This is a genomic window from Dietzia sp. JS16-p6b (assembly GCF_003052165.1).
Classification (GTDB): domain Bacteria; phylum Actinomycetota; class Actinomycetes; order Mycobacteriales; family Mycobacteriaceae; genus Dietzia.
In genome coordinates, this window is record NZ_CP024869.1 from 700,628 (window position 1) to 716,528 (window position 15,901).

At 69.9% G+C, this 15,901-nt stretch carries 15 protein-coding genes; 5 read left to right on the plus strand and 10 right to left on the minus strand.

The genetic code is table 11. The features are described 5' to 3' along the window. Positions 1 to 11: 11 nt before the first annotated feature. The 3 genes from CT688_RS03165 to CT688_RS03175 are packed head-to-tail and all read right to left on the minus strand — an operon-like array spanning position 12 to position 2,747. The gene (locus CT688_RS03165) at positions 12 to 1,073 is read right to left on the minus strand and encodes a ferredoxin--NADP reductase (RefSeq protein ID WP_107755733.1); all 1,062 of its coding nucleotides are present in this window, start codon (positions 1,071 to 1,073) and stop codon (positions 12 to 14) included. 55 nt (positions 1,074 to 1,128) lie between these two features. After that, positions 1,129 to 1,524, minus strand: coding sequence for a hypothetical protein (locus tag CT688_RS03170; protein WP_107755734.1), 396 nt, complete (start codon positions 1,522 to 1,524; stop codon positions 1,129 to 1,131). Next, positions 1,524 to 2,747 carry a Rieske 2Fe-2S domain-containing protein gene (locus CT688_RS03175; protein WP_107755735.1) on the minus strand — a complete coding sequence of 408 codons (1,224 nt, stop codon included), beginning with the start codon at positions 2,745 to 2,747 and terminating at the stop codon, positions 1,524 to 1,526. The genes CT688_RS03170 and CT688_RS03175 overlap by 1 nt, the downstream gene beginning before the upstream one ends. 188 nt (positions 2,748 to 2,935) lie before the next feature. On the opposite strand from CT688_RS03175, the gene hsaA reads away from it, so the two are divergent. The 5 genes from hsaA (at position 2,936) to CT688_RS03200 (ending at position 8,124) form a co-directional block, all read left to right on the plus strand. Continuing rightward, the gene (hsaA, locus tag CT688_RS03180) at positions 2,936 to 4,111 is read left to right on the plus strand and encodes a 3-hydroxy-9,10-secoandrosta-1,3,5(10)-triene-9,17-dione monooxygenase oxygenase subunit (RefSeq protein WP_107755736.1); all 1,176 of its coding nucleotides are present in this window, start codon (positions 2,936 to 2,938) and stop codon (positions 4,109 to 4,111) included. A gap of 33 nt (positions 4,112 to 4,144) precedes the next feature. Further along, a complete protein-coding gene (gene hsaC / locus CT688_RS03185) occupies positions 4,145 to 5,044 on the plus strand; it encodes an iron-dependent extradiol dioxygenase HsaC (protein ID WP_107755737.1) in 900 nt (299 codons plus the stop codon). An 85-nt stretch (positions 5,045 to 5,129) separates the two neighbouring features. Further along, positions 5,130 to 5,714, plus strand: coding sequence for a 3-hydroxy-9,10-secoandrosta-1,3,5(10)-triene-9,17-dione monooxygenase reductase subunit (gene hsaB / locus CT688_RS03190; RefSeq protein WP_107755738.1), 585 nt, complete (start codon positions 5,130 to 5,132; stop codon positions 5,712 to 5,714). A gap of 8 nt (positions 5,715 to 5,722) precedes the next feature. Continuing rightward, on the plus strand, positions 5,723 to 6,931 hold the full coding sequence (locus CT688_RS03195) for a hypothetical protein (protein ID WP_107757974.1): 1,209 nt from the start codon (positions 5,723 to 5,725) through the stop codon (positions 6,929 to 6,931). Then, positions 6,928 to 8,124: a sulfotransferase gene (locus tag CT688_RS03200; protein WP_107755739.1), complete on the plus strand. Its 1,197-nt coding sequence runs from the start codon at positions 6,928 to 6,930 to the stop codon at positions 8,122 to 8,124. The genes CT688_RS03195 and CT688_RS03200 overlap by 4 nt, the downstream gene beginning before the upstream one ends. A gap of 58 nt (positions 8,125 to 8,182) precedes the next feature. On the opposite strand, the gene CT688_RS03205 is transcribed toward CT688_RS03200, so the two are convergent. The 7 genes from CT688_RS03205 to CT688_RS03235 all read right to left on the minus strand — a co-directional run bounded on the left by CT688_RS03205 (position 8,183) and on the right by CT688_RS03235 (position 15,853). Continuing rightward, complete coding sequence (locus CT688_RS03205) at positions 8,183 to 9,004, minus strand: inositol monophosphatase family protein (RefSeq protein ID WP_107755740.1); 822 nt, start codon at positions 9,002 to 9,004, stop codon at positions 8,183 to 8,185. A gap of 10 nt (positions 9,005 to 9,014) precedes the next feature. Continuing rightward, positions 9,015 to 10,163 carry an acyl-CoA dehydrogenase family protein gene (locus tag CT688_RS03210; protein ID WP_107755741.1) on the minus strand — a complete coding sequence of 383 codons (1,149 nt, stop codon included), beginning with the start codon at positions 10,161 to 10,163 and terminating at the stop codon, positions 9,015 to 9,017. After that, positions 10,160 to 11,170, minus strand: a complete 1,011-nt coding sequence (locus tag CT688_RS03215; protein WP_107755742.1) for an acyl-CoA dehydrogenase family protein — start codon at positions 11,168 to 11,170, stop codon at positions 10,160 to 10,162. The genes CT688_RS03210 and CT688_RS03215 overlap by 4 nt, the downstream gene beginning before the upstream one ends. 16 nt (positions 11,171 to 11,186) lie before the next feature. Next, positions 11,187 to 12,356 carry an acyl-CoA dehydrogenase family protein gene (locus tag CT688_RS03220; RefSeq protein ID WP_107755743.1) on the minus strand — a complete coding sequence of 390 codons (1,170 nt, stop codon included), beginning with the start codon at positions 12,354 to 12,356 and terminating at the stop codon, positions 11,187 to 11,189. 4 nt (positions 12,357 to 12,360) lie between these two features. Then, positions 12,361 to 13,326 carry an enoyl-CoA hydratase gene (locus CT688_RS03225; protein ID WP_107755744.1) on the minus strand — a complete coding sequence of 322 codons (966 nt, stop codon included), beginning with the start codon at positions 13,324 to 13,326 and terminating at the stop codon, positions 12,361 to 12,363. Positions 13,327 to 13,418: 92 nt separating this feature from the next. Beyond that, positions 13,419 to 14,234, minus strand: a complete 816-nt coding sequence (locus CT688_RS03230) for an SDR family NAD(P)-dependent oxidoreductase (RefSeq protein ID WP_017835375.1) — start codon at positions 14,232 to 14,234, stop codon at positions 13,419 to 13,421. Then, on the minus strand, positions 14,231 to 15,853 hold the full coding sequence (locus CT688_RS03235; RefSeq protein ID WP_107755745.1) for a FadD3 family acyl-CoA ligase: 1,623 nt from the start codon (positions 15,851 to 15,853) through the stop codon (positions 14,231 to 14,233). Before CT688_RS03235 ends, CT688_RS03230 begins: the two co-directional genes overlap by 4 nt. Positions 15,854 to 15,901: the final 48 nt, after the last annotated feature.

A 15,901-nucleotide genomic window follows, 5' to 3' on the forward strand; every position in this document is an offset into this window, starting at 1 on the left:
CCTGGAGTGTGTCACTCGGAGTACGACACCTCGACACGATCGGTCTTGGGCAGGAGCTGGCAACTCAGCACGTACCCTTCCTCGACCTCCTCCGGGTCGAGGATGCCGTTGTGGATCATTTCGACCTCGCCGGACTTCAGGACGCAGGCGCAGGCGGAGCACTCGCCCTTGCGACAGGAGAACGGAGCCTTGATCCCCTTCGACAGCAGGACGTCGAGCAGCGGGGTGTTGCGGGGCCACGAGACCTCGTGGGTCTCGTCGTCGAGTTCGACGATCGCCGTGGCCGGCCCGGCGCCGTCATCGCCAGGCGAGTCGTCGATCACGATCTCGGCGAACGGGTCGCCCTCGATCGAGGAGAAGGCCTCGGTGTGGATGAGGTGCATGTCGGCACCCGCGCGGCGGAGGCCGTCCTTGACGGTCTCCATGAACGGTGCCGGGCCGCAGATGTACGACTGGCGCTTGGTGGCCACCGGGTGGAGCAGATTCCCGATCATCTCGGGGGAGGGGATGCCCGACACCGATTCGAGCCAGTGCAGGACGGTGAGCCGGTCGGGGTTCTCCCGCTGCAGGGTCTGCAGTTCGTCCTTGAAGATCACGGATTTCTCGTCGCGGTTGGCGTAGACCATGACGATGTGCCCGGTGCCCTGGGAGAGCGCCGACTTGAGGATCGACATCACCGGGGTGATTCCGGAGCCGGCGGCCAGGAGGATGAAGTCCTGGTCGAGATTCTTGGGCGTGAAGATGCCCGACGGTGCCAGGACGTGCATGGACATGCCGACCTCGGCGTTGTCACACAGCCAGTTGGATCCATAGCCGTCCACGGTGCGTTTGACGGTCACCTTGAGACGGGAGTCCTCGGTGGGGGAACTGGAGAGGGAGTAGCACCGCGCCACGGACCCGGTCCGGTCGCTGGGGATCCGCAGGGTGAGGAACTGGCCGGGGGTGTATCGGAAATCGTCCTCCGCGCCGGCCGGGATCTCGAAGACGATCGACTTGGCGTCGGCCGTCTCCTCGATCACCTCGGCGATCGAGAGTTCGCGCACGAAGGAGCCGAGTTGTGGGGTGGCGGTCATGGGTTGGGAGCCTATCGCTTGCGTGCGGCGGTTCGGGAGGTCACTCCGGGACGTCCTACTCCGGGACGAACAGAGGGTTGACCATGTGATCGGTGTCAGCGGGATCGACGCCGTCGGCGAGCGTGATCAGGCCCTCCGCGTAGGCGTACCGGATGCTCGCGAGCATCCGGGGGCACGTGTCCTCGCCCTGGGGCCGCTCCCCGCCCGCCCGCCACTCGGAGAGCACGGGGCAGGCGCGGTCACTGTTCGCGGTCCACTGGATCGAGGTGTGCTTCTCGCTGTTCTTGCGAACGGACGCGCAGGTCCCGCACGTGCGGCACTCCACGGGCTGGAAGCCCGCCCGGGTGTAGGTCTCGCGGTCGAGGTCCGTGTCACCGTGCAGACGCGCGGCGCGCGCCGGGTCGGACCGATCCCAGGTGGGGGCGCGCCGGGCGTCGTGCTGCTTGAACATCAGGTCTCCGCTCGGGAGGCGTTCGCCTCCCCGGCGACCTCGGCCATCCCGGTGTACTGGGTCTGCTCGTCCGAGGTCTCGGCCTCGCCCGCCTCCTGCTTGCGGAGGTTCTCGGCGACCTCGCTCTCCCAGTACGTGTTGGCGGCGGTGGTGTCGACCTCGAACTCGAAACGCTCCTGCATCTCGGGCTCGACCTTGTCCCGGTCCACGTAGAACTGCTCGTACCAGCGGCGGAGCTGGTAGACGGGTCCGTCCTCCTCGCACAGCAGCGGGTTCGCGATCTGGGACTTGCGCTGCCAGATCCTGACGTCCTGGAGGAACCCCTCGCCGAAGAACGTGGCAATCTTCGCGGCCATCTTGGCGGAGGTCGCGTCGTCGAAGCCCGCGGGCTTCTTCACCGAGAGTCCGTACATCAACACGAACGAGTTCTGGTCGATCGGGTAGTGGCAGTTGATGAGGATGGCTTCGGTCTCGAAGTCGCCGTACTTCTGCTTGAGGGGGTTGATCATGTACGCGGGGCCGAAGTAGGACGCCTCGGACTCCAGAAGGGTGTCCCCGTACTTGCCGCCGGTCGGGTCGTGGTCCGGCCGGCCCTTGGTGTTGAGGTACTGGGTGGCGGTCTGGCCCTCGAAGACGTTCTTGAAGTACGTCGGGAACGCGAAGTGGATGTAGTAGAAGTGCGCCATGTCGACGACGTTGTCGACGATCTCCATGCAGTTCGACCCCTCGATCACGAGGCGGTTCCACTCCCAGTCGGTCCACTCGTCGGTGCCGTACTCGGTGACTACCGGGATCGCGTCCTCGTCGCGGGGCGGGTTGCCCTCGTGGTCGTGCCAGACGAAGACCTGACCGGATTGGATGTTCGTGGTCCACGCGCGGGTCCTGGCGCGCAGGGGGACCCGCTTGGCGTAGGGGATGCCCTTGCACTTGCCGTCGCCACCCCACCGCCAGTCGTGGAACGGGCAGGCGATGTTGCCGTCCTTGATCTCGCCGTCGGAGAGGTCGCCTCCGAGGTGGCGACAGTAGGCGTCGAGGACCTTGACCTCGCCCTGGTCGTCCGCCCACACGACGAGCTTGGTGCCGAACGCCTGGATGGAGTGCGGTTTGCCGTCGCTGAACTCCTTGACGGTGCCGATGCAGTGCCAGCCGCGCGCGTAGCGTTCCCGCGCCTCACCCGTGTCGATCTCTCGGACGGCTCCGGGGGCCGAGCCAGTTGCGGTCATGATGATCCTCCTGAGGGCATGAGCCGGATGAGAACAGGTTATAGAATCGGGTTGCCGGTCACAACCAATCCCCGTCGGCGCTGGCACGGGGTGCCATAGCCTGCACTCGGGGGTATTCAGTCTGGTGCAAAACTGTAACGTGTTCTAGTCTAGGGTCAAGCGGCCTACAAAAGCCAGAGAGGGATCACATGAGCGAGCACGCCAACCACGAGGTCATCGACCGGATCAAAGCGCTGCTGCCCGGTTTCGCCGAGCGTGCGCAGGAGACCGAGGACCTACGCCGGGTCCATCCGCAGAACATCGCGGAGCTCGACGAGGCCGGTTTCTTCAAGCTCTGCCAGCCCGCCCAGTGGGGCGGGTACGAGGCGGACATGGAGGCCTTCTACACGGCGGCCATGACCATAGCCTCCGCGTGCCCGTCCACCGGGTGGTGCGCCAGCATCCTGGGGATCCACAACTGGCACCTGGCCCTGTTTCCCCAGCAGGCGCAGGAGGACGTGTGGGGGTCGGACACCACAGTCCGTATCTCGTCGTCCTACGCCCCGATGGGTGCGGCCACGAAGAACGACGACGGGTATCTCCTCAACGGCAAGTGGTCCTGGTCCTCGGGCTGTGACCACGCCGACTGGGTGTTCGTCGGCGGTCCGGTGCTGGACGCAGACGGCAAGATGATCGACTTCTGCACCTTCCTGGTCGAGAAGTCGCAGTACGAGATCCTCGACGTCTGGCACGTCGCCGGACTCAAGGGCACCGGGTCCAACGACATCCTGATCAAGGACGCGCTCATCCCCGCGCACCGCGTGCTGTCCTTCGGGGACATGGCCAACACGACCAGCCCGGGTCTCGAGGTCAACACCAACCCGATCTACCGGATGCCGTGGGGAACCATCCACCCCACGACCATCTCCACGCCGATCGTCGGGATGGCGTTCGGGTGTTACGAGGTGCACCGCGAGCACCAGCGCGCGCGGGTCCGCGCCGCGTTCGGCACCAAGGCCAAGGACGACCCGTTCGCCAAGGTGCGGCTCGCGGAGGCGGCGGGCGACATCGACGCCGCATGGCTGCAGCTCATGCGGAACGTCCGCGAGGAGATGGATCTGATCAAGGCCGGCGAGTTCCCGGGCATGGACATCCGCACCCGCGCCCGCCGGGACCAGGTCCGCGCGACCCAGCGGGCCATCGACGCGATCGGGCTGCTGTTCCAGAACTCGGGCGCCCGCGCGCTCGAGGACACCTCGCCGATCCAGCGGTTCTGGCGCGATGCCAACGCCGGTCGGGTCCACGCGGCCAACGAGGCGACCAAGGCGTACATCATGTACGGACAGAACGAGTTCGGCGAGAAGGTCGCGGACTCCATGGTCTGATCCGCCGGAGCCGATCGAGAGGACTGACTTGGCATGGCGATAAGCAACTTCGGGTATGTGCGGATCTACGCGACCGACATGGAGGCCTGGCGCGAGTACGGCACCAAGGTGCTCGGGTTCGTCGAGGGCAAGGGCGACGACCCCGACGCGCTCTACTTCCGTATGGACGAGAACCCGCATCGGTGGATCATCGTCCCCGGGCCGGAGGACACGCTCGCCGCGGTGGGCTGGGAGTGTGCGAACGAGGCGGAACTCGACGACGTCAGGCGCCGTCTCGAGGACGCCGGGGTCCCCTGGGAGGAGGGCTCGGACGAGCTGAAGCGGGACCGGAAGGTCCGCGGACTGATCACGTGCCAGGACCCCGCCGGGTTCACGCTGGAGATCTACCACACCATCGCGCTACAGCACCGCCGCATCCCCACGCCCTACGGCCACGAGTTCGTCACGGGGGACCAGGGTGCCGGCCACATCGTGCTCTCCACCCCGGACGAGGTCGCGGCGCTCGAGTTCTACCGCGACGTCCTGGGATTCTCCCTCCGCGACTCGATGAGTCTGCCGCCGGAGATCGTGGGTCGACCGGCCGACGGGGAGCCCGCCTGGCTGCGCTTCCTCGGGTGCAACCCCCGCCACCACTCCCTGGCGTTCACACCCTTCCCCAACCCGACCGGGATCATCCACCTCATGGTCGAGGTCGCGTCGGCCGACGACGTGGGGCTGGCGCTGGACCGGGCGTTGCGCAAGAAGGTCAGGATGTCGGCCTCGCTCGGTCGTCACGTCAACGACAAGATGCTCAGCTTCTACATGAAGACGCCCGGTGGTTTCGACTGCGAGTACGGCTGCGAGGGCGTGCAGGTCGACGATGCGGACTGGGTCGCGCGGGAGTCCACGGCGGTGAGCCTGTGGGGACACGATTTCTCCGTCGGCTTCAAGTAGAAGCCTAGGCTGGCCTCCCGGGCGGGACCGCCCGGGAGGCGATGACGCCCACGCACCACCCCAGTCCAGGGAGGACCGACTTCACATGAGCAGCACCGACCACCCCCCGGAGGGACAGAGCTTCTCCAGCCGGGACCTGCGCGACGCGCTCGGCCAGTTCTGTACCGGGATCACCGTCATCACGGCGGTCACGGAGGACGCGCCGGTCGGTTTCGCGTGCCAGTCCTTCTCCGCCCTGTCCCTCGAACCACCCCTGGTGCTGTTCTGCCCGATGAAGACGTCCGGCTCGTGGAAAGGGATCGAGGCGGCCGGCAGGTTCTGCGTCAACATCCTCTCCGAGGAACAGGAGGGCGTCTCCTCCACCTTCGGCCGTCGCGGCGACGACAAGTTCGCGTCGATCGACTGGTCACCGAGCCCGCTCGGCTCGCCGGTGATCCACGGCGTGATGGCCTGGTTGGACTGTGAGATCGACCAGGTCCTCGACGGTGGCGACCACTGGATCGTCCTGGGCCGGGTCGCCCATCTCGGACCGACCGAGCGGGACGTCCGGCCGCTGTTGTTCTACCGCGGCGCATATCTGAGTATCGAGGAGGACATCGTGGATCCGACGCCCGAACAGGAAGAGCTCGAGAACTTCATCACGTCCGCCGACTCGTACACGTGGCTGTGAGCGGCGCGATGGACGGGGCAGCAGTGGACGGGGCAGCAGGGGCGACCGCGCCGTTGGCGCGGGCGCTGGCCGAGGCGGAGGAGATCATCCGGTCGGCGCCGCACGTGCGGACCGAGGAGGACGTCGCGGAGGGGCTCGACTATCTGCTCGGGACCATCCGCGGGGCCATCGAGACCGGCCAGCACCGCGGACGCACACACCCTCAGTTGTTCCAGGCCACGGGTCCGTACACCAAGATGGGCCTGGACAACCCGGACACCCTGTACTTCTACGCCAACCTCGCCGACGGCGCCGAGTACGTGATCGAGGGTCGTCGCGGCACCACCGCGGACCTGTCGTTCCAGGTCATGGCAGGGACGTACTCGGCCGACGAACGCGCCGCGTCGCACGCCGCGTTCGACGACCGTGCTCTCGAGATCGACGACGACGGTCGGTACCGCTTCCGCCTGGGGCCACCACGGCATGACGACGACGAGGGCGACTCCGGCTACGTGGTGCTGCACCCGGGGTCGTCCATGATCGCCGTCCGCGAGGTGTACTCCGACTGGAGCCGGGAGGTGGCCGGGTCGGCGATCCTCCGCAGGGTCGACACGGTGGGCACCGCGCCGGAACCGGTGACGCTCGCCGGGCAGGAGAAGTTCTACGCCAAGCTCGCGCAGGCGCTGGTCGGGAGGCTGCGGACGTGGTTGGCGTTCCCGGAGTGGTTCTTCGGTGACCAGGAGCGCAACACACTGAACGAGCCCCGGCAGACCCCCGGCGGGCTCACCACCCAGTTCTCCTCGGCCGGGGTCTTCGAGCTCGGGGCCGATGAGGCCATGGTGATCTCCGTTCCCGTCGCGGGGGTCCCGTACCAGGGGTTCCAGCTGGGCAGCATGTGGTACGCCTCGCTCGACTACGTGCATCACCAGACGAGCCTCACCGCGGACCAGGCGCACGTCTCCGAGGACGGCATGATCCACCTCGTCGTGGCCGACCGCGACCCCGGTCTGGCCAACTGGATCGAGACCCTGGGGCACCGCGAGGGCATCATGCAGTTCCGGTGGCAGCGGGTGAGCGAGCCCATCACCCCGGAGCTCGGTCCGGCGGTCACAGTGGTGCCGTTCGACCAGCTCGCGAGCGAGGTCCCCGGCTACGACGACCAGCGGGTGAGCTCCGAGCAGTGGCGCGAGCGCATCGCCGCGCGGCAGGACGCGTTCGCGCGGAGAGGACTCTCATGACCGGATCGACCGTGACCGACGACGAGCGGGTGCACGTCGGGACCGTCGAGGACCTCCACGCGAGCGCCTCCCGGGCGATCGGGTTGGAGGACTTCGGCGATGGGCAGGACCACCACCGCGAGGCACTGGGCGTCCTCCTGGACTCCCTGCACTCCGATGCCGGGCTCACCCCGGCCGGGAGCAAGTACTGGCGGTCCGTGCTCAAGGGCGCGATGGTGGCGCGGCTCGTCTCGCAGGCGGGCTTCACCGCGGACCCGGCCCAGGCGGACATCGAGATCGTGCGGCCCGTCGTCGTCACCGGGTTGCCCCGGACCGGGACCACGGCGCTGCACCGGCTCCTCGGCGCCGACCCCGCCAACCAGGGGCTCGAGCTGTGGCTCACGGAGGTGCCCAAGCCGAGGCCGCCGCGGGACCAGTGGGAGGACGACCCCACCTACCGGGGACTACGCGACCTGTACGCCGGGTTCATGTCGGAGAATCCCGACTACGGAGGAGTGCACTACATCTCCGCCGACGACCTGGAGGAGTGCTGGCAGTTGCTGCGCCAGTCCGCGACGTCGGCCTCGTACGAGTGTCTCGTCAGGCTCGACGGGTACTCGACATGGCTGCAGAGCGTGGACTGGGTCCCCGCGTACCGACGGCACAAGCGGAACCTTCAGTTGATCGGTGCGGACGACCCCGATCGCCGCTGGGTGCTCAAGAACCCGAGCCACCTGTTCGCGCTGGACGCACTCCTCGAGGTGTACCCCGACGCCGTGGTGGTGCAGACCCACCGTGATCCGCGGAAGTCCATGGCGTCGATGTTCTCGCTGGCGCACCGGACCGCCGCGGACTGGTCGACCCGCTTCACCCCGGACTACATCGGGTCCTCGCAGCTCGACCTGTGGGCGCGGGGCGTGGCCGAGTTCGACGCGGTCCGTTCACGGCACGAGGCGGACCCGGGCTCGCAGGCGACGTTCGTCGACGTCAACCACCGGGAACTGATCGAGGACCCGGCGGGAGTGGTGGAACGGGTGTACGCCGCGGCCGGCGCGGGGCTCGACGACGACGTGCGGGACGCGGTCGAGGCGGAGAACGCCAGGAGCCTGTCCGGCGACCGCGCACCCGCACACCGCTACACACTCGCCGACTACGGGGTGACCGAGGACCAGATCGCCGAGCGGTTCGCCGGCTACCGGGGCCTCGAGGACTAGGCGGGTCCTCGACGACCAGGCGGGGTCGCGAGGCCAGGCACGTCGGTCCGGAGCCGGATCAGAGGTACTGCCGGGCCCCCTCGATGATGCGGTCGGCGACGTCCTCCTTGCACACGAGCAGGTCCGGGAAATCTATCTGCTCGACGTTGTAGACCAGTTCTGACCCGTCGAGTCGGCTGGCGTGCAGTCCGCGCTGGCGTACCACTCCGTAGGTGGCGGCCGAATCCCACTGGTGGTGGCCACTGGTGTGGATGTAGGCGTCGCACTCGTCCTCCACCACGGTGGCGGTCTTGCCACCACCCGAGCCGAGGCGGGCCAGCGACGCTCCCAGGGACTCGGCGAGTTCCTCCGCGAAGGCCGGTGGATCGGCCTCGGAGACGGCGATGCGCAGGCGGTCGTCCTCCCGCGGGGGCACCAGGGGACCCGGGCGCGGCCCGCGGATGATGGAGATCGGCTGGTACGTGGTGGCACCACGGCCGGTGATCACCCGCCCGTACGCGGGCATGGCGATCGCGCACGCGGTGATCCCGCCGGTGCCGTCGGGGCCGCGCTCCCACAGCGCCACGTGGACCGCCCAGTCCGGGCGCCCCGGGGTGCAGTACGAGCTGACGCCGTCCAGCGGGTCGATCATCCACACCCGCTCGGCCTCCAGGCGCTCCCGCGACTCCGGGTTCCACTCGCCGAAGACCAGGTCGTCGGGACGGGCCACCGCGAGTCGGTCCACGATCACGGCCCGGGCCTCGCCCTCGGCGAAGTCGCCCAGTTCCTCGGGGGCCACGCGGGAGACCCTCAGATCGGTGAGCAGCCGTCCGGCCTGTGCCGCCAGGTCCTCGGCGAGTCGTTGGTCGTTGGTCCGTCCGTGCTCGGGGAAGGGGCTCATACAGGTGATTCTAGAGGCCCGCGGCGACCTCGAGCGCCGCCAGGATCTCGTGGGGCTGACCGAGCAGTTGCGCGGTGCCGTGGGCCCGCTTGAAGTACAGCTGGACGTCGTACTCCCAGGTGATCCCGACCCCCCCGTGGAGCTGGATGGCCTCCCCGGTGATCCACTGCACCGCTTCGGAGCAGTACACCTTGGCCGCGGCGGCCTCGATCTCCGCGGCGTAGGCCGCCTCGTCGGCCTCCGGCCCCTCCCCGAGCGCCTGCGCCTGCGCGACCCTCGCCGCGGCCGAATAGGACAGCGACGCCGCGGTCTCCGCCCTGACGTACATGTCGGCCATGCGGTGCTTGAGCGCCTGGAACGACCCGATGGCCCGGCCGAACTGCGTGCGCTCCTTCGTGTACCTCACGGTCGCGTCGAGAGCGGCCCGCGCGGCGCCGACCTGTTCGGCGGAGATCGCCGCCCACCCCGCGGCGCGGAGCCGGGCCAGGAAACTAGGGCGGGTCCGGATCGGGGTCGCGGACACGGACTCGAAATCGACGCGGGCCATCGTCCGGGTGGGGTCCATGACGGGTACCCGGGTCACGGTGAGGCCGGCGGCGCCGGACGGGACCTCGAACAGCCCCACCTGCCCGCCCGTGATCGCGACGACGAGGAGCGTGGAGGCGGTGTCGGCGCCCAGGACGTGATGGGCCGTGCCGCTCAGGGAGGGATGGTCGCCGTCGCCACCGGACGCCCCGACTCCCGGGGACGCCCACCCGTCCTGCGACGCCCAGCACAGGGCCACCTGATCACCGGCGGCGATGCCGGGCAGGATCCGGGCGCAGGCCGCCTCGTCTCCGGAGGCGAGCACCGCCTGGGCGGCGAGCACCGCCGACCCGAGCAGGGGGGAGGGCGTGAGCCGCCGGCCCAGTTCCTCGCAGACCAGGTGGGTCTCCACCCAGGTGGCGCCGGCGCCGTCGTACCGCTCGGGGATCGACAGCGCCGCCGCCCCGATCTGCTCGACGAGCATCGACCACAGGGCGGGGTCGTGGCCGTGCTCGGAGGCGATGGCGGCCCGCACGGCCGCCGGGTCGGACCTCTTGTCGAGGAGCGCGGCGACCGACTGCCGGAGCGCGGCCTGCTCCTCGGTGTCGACGCCGGGCGACGCGGGTTCTGTCATCGGGCGTTCTCCAGACGGTCCAGCACGCGTCGGCGGTGGTGACCCTGCGTGCCCCAGGCCGTCTGCAGCGCGCGGGTCTTGGTCAACCACAGGCCCAGATCATGCTCGAGGGTGTAGCCGATCGCACCGTGGATCTGCAGCGCCGTGCGGGCCGAGAGGTAGGCGGCGTCGGCGACGGCCACGCGGGCGGCCGAGACGTCGCGGGCCGCGGCCACCGGGTCGTCCGGGTTCTCGGCGATCGCCAGCGCGCCCGCCCACAGCAGCGGGCGGGCCATCGTGAGCGCGATCGCGACCTCGGCGAGCTGGTGCTTGAGCGCCTGGTACTGGCCGATGACCTTGCCATACTGGGACCGCTGCGTGGCGTAGGCGACGCTCATGTCGAGCATCGCCTGCCCGAGGCCCATGAGCTGGGCGGCCGTCCCGAGCGCGCCGTGGTTGACCAGGTCGGTGGTGCTCACCGCGGCCACGCGGGCGCCGGCTGTCGGTGTGGACACCGTGCGGGCCCGGTCCACCGAGCGACGGGCGTCACCGGGCTCGGCGGCGAACACCTCGTCGTCGTCGGCCACCCACAGGTACCCCGCCACGTGGACGTCGGGTGCGAACGGAGACACACCGGGCACGGCGACCGACGCCAGCGTGCCGGAGGCGACGGACCCGGCGACGTCCTCGCCGGCGGGGTCGCCGCCCTCGCCGGAGTGGCGACCCAGCCCGGCGGCGATGCGCGGTGCCACCATGACGGACTCCACCACCGGCCCGGGCACGGCGTGGCGGCCCAGGACCTCGAGGGCGACGACCGCCTCGACGGCCGTGGCGCCGGCCCCACCGGATGCCTCCGGCACGAGAAGCGCGGTGACGCCGGTCTCGGCGATCCGGCCCCACACGGCGGTGCCGGGTGCGGTGTCACCGGCCGCCCAGGAGCGGATCACCGAGGGCATGTCCGACTTGGCCAGCAGCGAGTCGATGCTGGCGGCGAAGTCGACGACCTCGGGATCGAGTGCGAACTGCATGATGGAAACCCCGTTCTCAGCCGCGCGGCAGGCCGAGGAGACGCTCGGCGATGATGTTCTTCTGGACCTCGTTCGTTCCCGCGTAGATGGGCCCGGCGAGGGCGAACAGGTACCCGTCCATCCACTGCTCACCGGCGAGCTCACCGGCCGTGCCGAGCAGGTCCAGGGCGGTCTCGTGGGTCGCGATGTCCCAGTCCGACCAGAAGACCTTGTTGATCGAGGACTCGAACCCCAGGTTGGCGCCGGCGGTGAGCGTGGTGACCGTGTTCCAGGTGCTCAGCTCGTACGCGCGGGAGCCGATCCAGGCGTCGACCACGCGGTCGGCCAGCGAGCCCCGGGCCCGGTCGTCCAGGTCCGGTGCGGAGGATCCCCACAGTTCGAGCAGGCGGTCGGTGGTGGCCAGGAACCGCCCGGGGGAGCGCAGGGAGAGCCCGCGCTCGTTGTTGGCGGTGGACATGGCCACCTTCCAGCCCTGGTTGACCTCGCCGATCACTCCCGATTCCGCCGGGTTCGCCGGATCGTCGGGAACGAAGACGTCCTCGAGGAACAGCTCCGCGAAGCCGGGTAGGCCGTCGAGCTGGTCGATCGGGCGCACGGTCACGCCTTCGGCCCGCAGGTCGAACATGAAGTAGGTCAGGCCCTTGTGGCGGGGCTCGTCGGGGTCGGTGCGGAACAGTCCGAAGCCCTTGTCGGCGAACGAAGCGCGGGTCGACCACACCTTCTGCCCGTTGAGGACCCAGCCGCCGTCGACCTTCCGGGCGGTCGAGCGCAGCGACGCGAGGTCGGAGCCGGCCTCGGGCTCGGACCAGGCCTGCGCCCAGATGTCGTCGGCGCGGGCCATGCGCGGCATGATGTGCGCCAGCTGCTCGGGGGTCGCGTGGTCGAAGAGGGTCGGGGCCAGCAGGAAGATGCCGTTCTGGCTCACGCGCAGGGGGGCGCCGGCGCGGAAGTACTCCTCCTCGAAGACCACCCAGTTGACCAGCCCACAGTCGCGGCCGCCGTACTCCTCGGGCCACGACACGACCGACATACGGGCGTCGGCCATCGTCCGCTCCCACTGTCGGTGGGCCTCGAAGCCCTCGCGGGTGTCCATGTGCGGGAGCGGCTCGGCGGGCACGTTCTCGGCGAGCCACTCGCGGACCTCGAGGCGGAACTCCTGTGTCGAGGCGTCCAGATCCAGATCCACGTCGTCAGTCCTTCCGCTCGCCGGTCGAGGCAGCGCCGCCGGTCGAGGCAGGGCCGCCGGTCGAGCCCGTGTTCGCGCTGTCGCGCATCGAGCGGGCGTCCATCCCGCCGAGCGAGGCGGAGAACGAGTCGGTGTCGTCGGGCTCGGCGTTGGCCGAGTGGGCGAACATGTGCCAGCCGAAGGCCGTGTCGAGGGAGGTCTGCAGGCCCATCTGGTCCTCGTTGGAGTTGATGACCTTCTTCGCGAGCGTCAGTCCGAAGGCGGGCATCGCGGCGATCTCCCCGGCGATCTCGTCGACCTTGGCCTGGAGCTCATCACGCGGGACGACGTGGTTGAGCATCCCCCACTCGAGCGCCTCGGCCGCGCCGAACCTGCGACCGGTGTAGAGGATCTCCTTCGCGCGCCGCGGGCCCAGCACGAAGGCGTGGGCGAAGTACTCCACGCCCGGGATGCCCATCTTGACCACGGGGTCGGAGAAGAACGCGTCGTCCGAGGCCACGATGAAGTCGCAGACCCATGCCAGCATGAGCCCGCCGGCGATGCACGCGCCGTGCACCTGGGCGATCATCGGCTTGGGAATCTCCCGCCAGCGGCGGCACATCTGGACGTAGACCTCGGTCTCGCGGGCCAGGCGCCGGTCTCCGCCGCCGCGGGTGGTGTGGTCCCACCAGAGCGCCGCGCGGTTGGGGTACTCCACGTGGTGGTCTCGCTCGGGGGTGCCGATGTCGTGGCCTGCCGAGAAGTGCTTGCCGTTGGCCCGCAGGACGATGACCTTGACCGCGTCATCCTCGACGGCCCGGACGAAGGCGTTGTCCAGGGAGTACGTCATGACCGAGTTCTGCGCGTTGCGGAAGTCCGGCCGATTGAGGGTGACGTAGGCGGTACCGCCCGTGACCTCGTAGGCGACCGGGTGCGTGTCCGGGCCGAGGTCGTGGACGCCGAGGACCGGGGGGATGGGCGCGTCGGTCATGAGCTGGGACTCTCCTCACCTAGCAAGTGCTTGGTTGGTACTGTACCGGACCCGCCCGCCGGATCGGATTCAGACGCCGTACGCACCGTCGTTCAGACGCCATAAGCACCATCGACGTCGAGCTTCTGGCCGGAGATGAAGCCCGCGCGGTCGGAGGCGAGGAACGCCACGGCCTCGGCGACGTCGTCCGCGGTGCCGAACCGGCGCAGGGGGATGTTCGCGCGGGTGACCTCGAGTGCGCGGTCGTCGAGGTCGCCGGAGGCGATGAGCCGCTCGGCCATCCCGTCGGTGAGCATCCCCGGGCCCACGCAGTTCACGCGCACGCCGTAGCGGCCCTCCTCCGCGGCCAGCCCCCGCGCGAGTTGCTCGACCGCCCCCTTGGGGGCCGCCGACAGGCCGTCGCGGACCGGGTAGCGGGTGGTGGCGGCGGTGGTGACGACGACGACGTTGCCACCCACCTCGCGCAGATGCGGGAGCGCCGGGTGCACGATCGCGAAGAACCCGGCGACGTCCGCACCCAGCTGTGTGCGAAGCTCCGCCGGGCTGGTCCGGGACAGGTGGACCATGGGTACATGGGGCCCGGCACAGTGGGCGAGGACGGCGATCCCGCCGTGCCGGGCGGCGATGCCGTCGATCGCGGCCGCCACGTCGTCGTCGTCGGACCCGTCGCGCCCCGGGGCCAGCCTCACGCACTCCACGCCTCGTCGGGCGGCGCCGGGGTGGTGTCCCGGATCGGCGGACGCGGGCCCGGACAGCTCCGCCGCCAGGTCCACCGGCTCGGTCGAACGGAACCCCAGCACCAGGGGGGACCGGGGGAACTCGACGGCCAGACGGCGCGCCACCGCGCCGCCGATGCCGCCGGACGCGCCGGTGACCAGGACGGCCCCCGGCAGCAGGCCCCCGCTCATCGGAGATCGGTCTTGAGGATCTTGCCCGAGGCGTTGCGCGGGAAGGAGTTCACGAACTCCACCGCCCGCGGGCGCTTGAAGTTGGCGAGGTGCTCGCGGCAGAACCCGAGGACGTCCTCCTCGGTGAGCGACGAGCCCTCGCGGCGCACCACGAACGCCTTGCCGACCTCGCCCATGCGGTCGTCGGGAACGCCGATGACGGCGGTCTCGACCACTCCGTCCAGGCGTGCCAGGGTCTGCTCGATCTCCGCGGGGTACACGTTGAACCCGCCGGTGATGTACATGTCCTTGAGCCTGTCGGTGATGCGCAGGTTGCCGCGGGAGTCGATCTCGCCGACGTCGCCGGTGTGCAGCCACCCGTCGGCATCGATGGTCGCGTCGGTGTTGTCCGGATCGTCGAGGTAGCCCTGCATGACCATCTCGCCGCGGGTGAGGATCTCACCCTTATCACCGATCCTGATCTCCATGCCGGGGTAGGCCCGGCCGCAGGTGGTGGCCACGGTGACGTCGTCGTCGTCCGAGGTGGTGGTGGTGATGAAGCCCATCGTCTCGGTCTGCCCATAGGCGGTGAGCACCGTCTCCAACCCGAGGTCGGACTGCATCCTCTCGACCAGGACCACCGGGACGACCGAGGCGCCGGTCACCGCCAGCCGCAGTGAGGACAGGTCGAACTCCGCCCTGTCGGGGGCGTCGAGGATGGTCTGGAAGATCGTGGGGGCGCCCGGGAGGACCGTGGCGCCCTCGTCCTGCACGAGCCGCATGGTCTCGGTGGGGGAGTACACGGCGAGCGGGATGGCCGCCGCGCCGAAGAGGGTGCAGACCAGGAAGCCGGCCTTGTAGCCGAAGCTGTGGAAGAACGGGTTGACGATGAGGTAGCGGTCGCGCTCGGTGAGTCCGCCGTTCGATCCCCACGCCCGCGCCCCGGCGACGGTCTGCCGGTGCAGCGCCACCACGCCCTTGCTCTTGCCGGTGGTGCCCGAGGTGAAGAGGATGTCGGCGACATCGTCGCCCGTCACCGCGTCCGCCCGGGCGTCCGCCTCCGCTATTGAGGCGGCGGTGGCCTCCGACTGGAGGGCGGTGATGTCGACGACGGTGATGTCGGCGCCCGCCGTGTCACCGCCGTCGAGGGGGATCCGCACGATCGTCCGCAGTGCGGTGGCCGTGGCGAGCGACCCGCCCGCAGCCGTGGTCAGCTCGGCGATCCGCTCGGCGCCGAGGAAGGCGCCCGCGACGATCGCGGCGGTCGCGTGGGTCCGCTGCGCCAGGTCGAGCGTCTCGCTACCGGTGTAGCGGGTGTTGGCGGGGACCACCGTCCCGCCGGCGTACTGCACTCCGAGCGCGGCCACGATCCAGTGGCGGGTGTTGGGCGCCCAGATCACCACCCGGTCACCGGCCTGGACCCCGCGCGCGACGAGGCCCGCTGCGAACCGGCGGGTCTCCTCGAGCAGCTGCGCCCAGGTCCACCGGGTGTCCTGGCCGGGCTGGACGTCGGCCACCGCCTCGCGATCGGGCCAGAGGGCCGCCGCCCGGCGCAGGGCCGCGACCGTGGTCTCGACCTCGCTGCCGGTCTGGGCGCGGTCGGCGGAGGCGGGGCGGGTGGCGGCGGAGCGGTCGGTCATCGCGGACTCCTCGGGTGCTGCGGGGTGTGGCCTCCACCACGGTACCAA

What these genes read in the sequence shown, in the direction of transcription:
- CT688_RS03235 (WP_107755745.1), bottom strand. Translation starts at nt 15,853, where the DNA reads ATGACCGACCGCTCCGCCGCCACCCGCCCCGCCTCCGCCGACCGCGCC.
- CT688_RS03175 (WP_107755735.1), bottom strand. Translation starts at nt 2,747, where the DNA reads ATGACCGCAACTGGCTCGGCCCCCGGAGCCGTCCGAGAGATCGACACG.
- CT688_RS03170 (WP_107755734.1), bottom strand. Translation starts at nt 1,524, where the DNA reads ATGTTCAAGCAGCACGACGCCCGGCGCGCCCCCACCTGGGATCGGTCC.
- CT688_RS03195 (WP_107757974.1), top strand. Translation starts at nt 5,723, where the DNA reads ATGGACGGGGCAGCAGTGGACGGGGCAGCAGGGGCGACCGCGCCGTTG.
- CT688_RS03230 (WP_017835375.1), bottom strand. Translation starts at nt 14,234, where the DNA reads ATGAGCGGGGGCCTGCTGCCGGGGGCCGTCCTGGTCACCGGCGCGTCC.
- CT688_RS03215 (WP_107755742.1), bottom strand. Translation starts at nt 11,170, where the DNA reads ATGCAGTTCGCACTCGATCCCGAGGTCGTCGACTTCGCCGCCAGCATC.
- CT688_RS03210 (WP_107755741.1), bottom strand. Translation starts at nt 10,163, where the DNA reads ATGACAGAACCCGCGTCGCCCGGCGTCGACACCGAGGAGCAGGCCGCG.
- CT688_RS03225 (WP_107755744.1), bottom strand. Translation starts at nt 13,326, where the DNA reads ATGACCGACGCGCCCATCCCCCCGGTCCTCGGCGTCCACGACCTCGGC.
- hsaA (WP_107755736.1), top strand. Translation starts at nt 2,936, where the DNA reads ATGAGCGAGCACGCCAACCACGAGGTCATCGACCGGATCAAAGCGCTG.
- CT688_RS03165 (WP_107755733.1), bottom strand. Translation starts at nt 1,073, where the DNA reads ATGACCGCCACCCCACAACTCGGCTCCTTCGTGCGCGAACTCTCGATC.
- CT688_RS03200 (WP_107755739.1), top strand. Translation starts at nt 6,928, where the DNA reads ATGACCGGATCGACCGTGACCGACGACGAGCGGGTGCACGTCGGGACC.
- hsaB (WP_107755738.1), top strand. Translation starts at nt 5,130, where the DNA reads ATGAGCAGCACCGACCACCCCCCGGAGGGACAGAGCTTCTCCAGCCGG.
- CT688_RS03205 (WP_107755740.1), bottom strand. Translation starts at nt 9,004, where the DNA reads ATGAGCCCCTTCCCCGAGCACGGACGGACCAACGACCAACGACTCGCC.
- hsaC (WP_107755737.1), top strand. Translation starts at nt 4,145, where the DNA reads ATGGCGATAAGCAACTTCGGGTATGTGCGGATCTACGCGACCGACATG.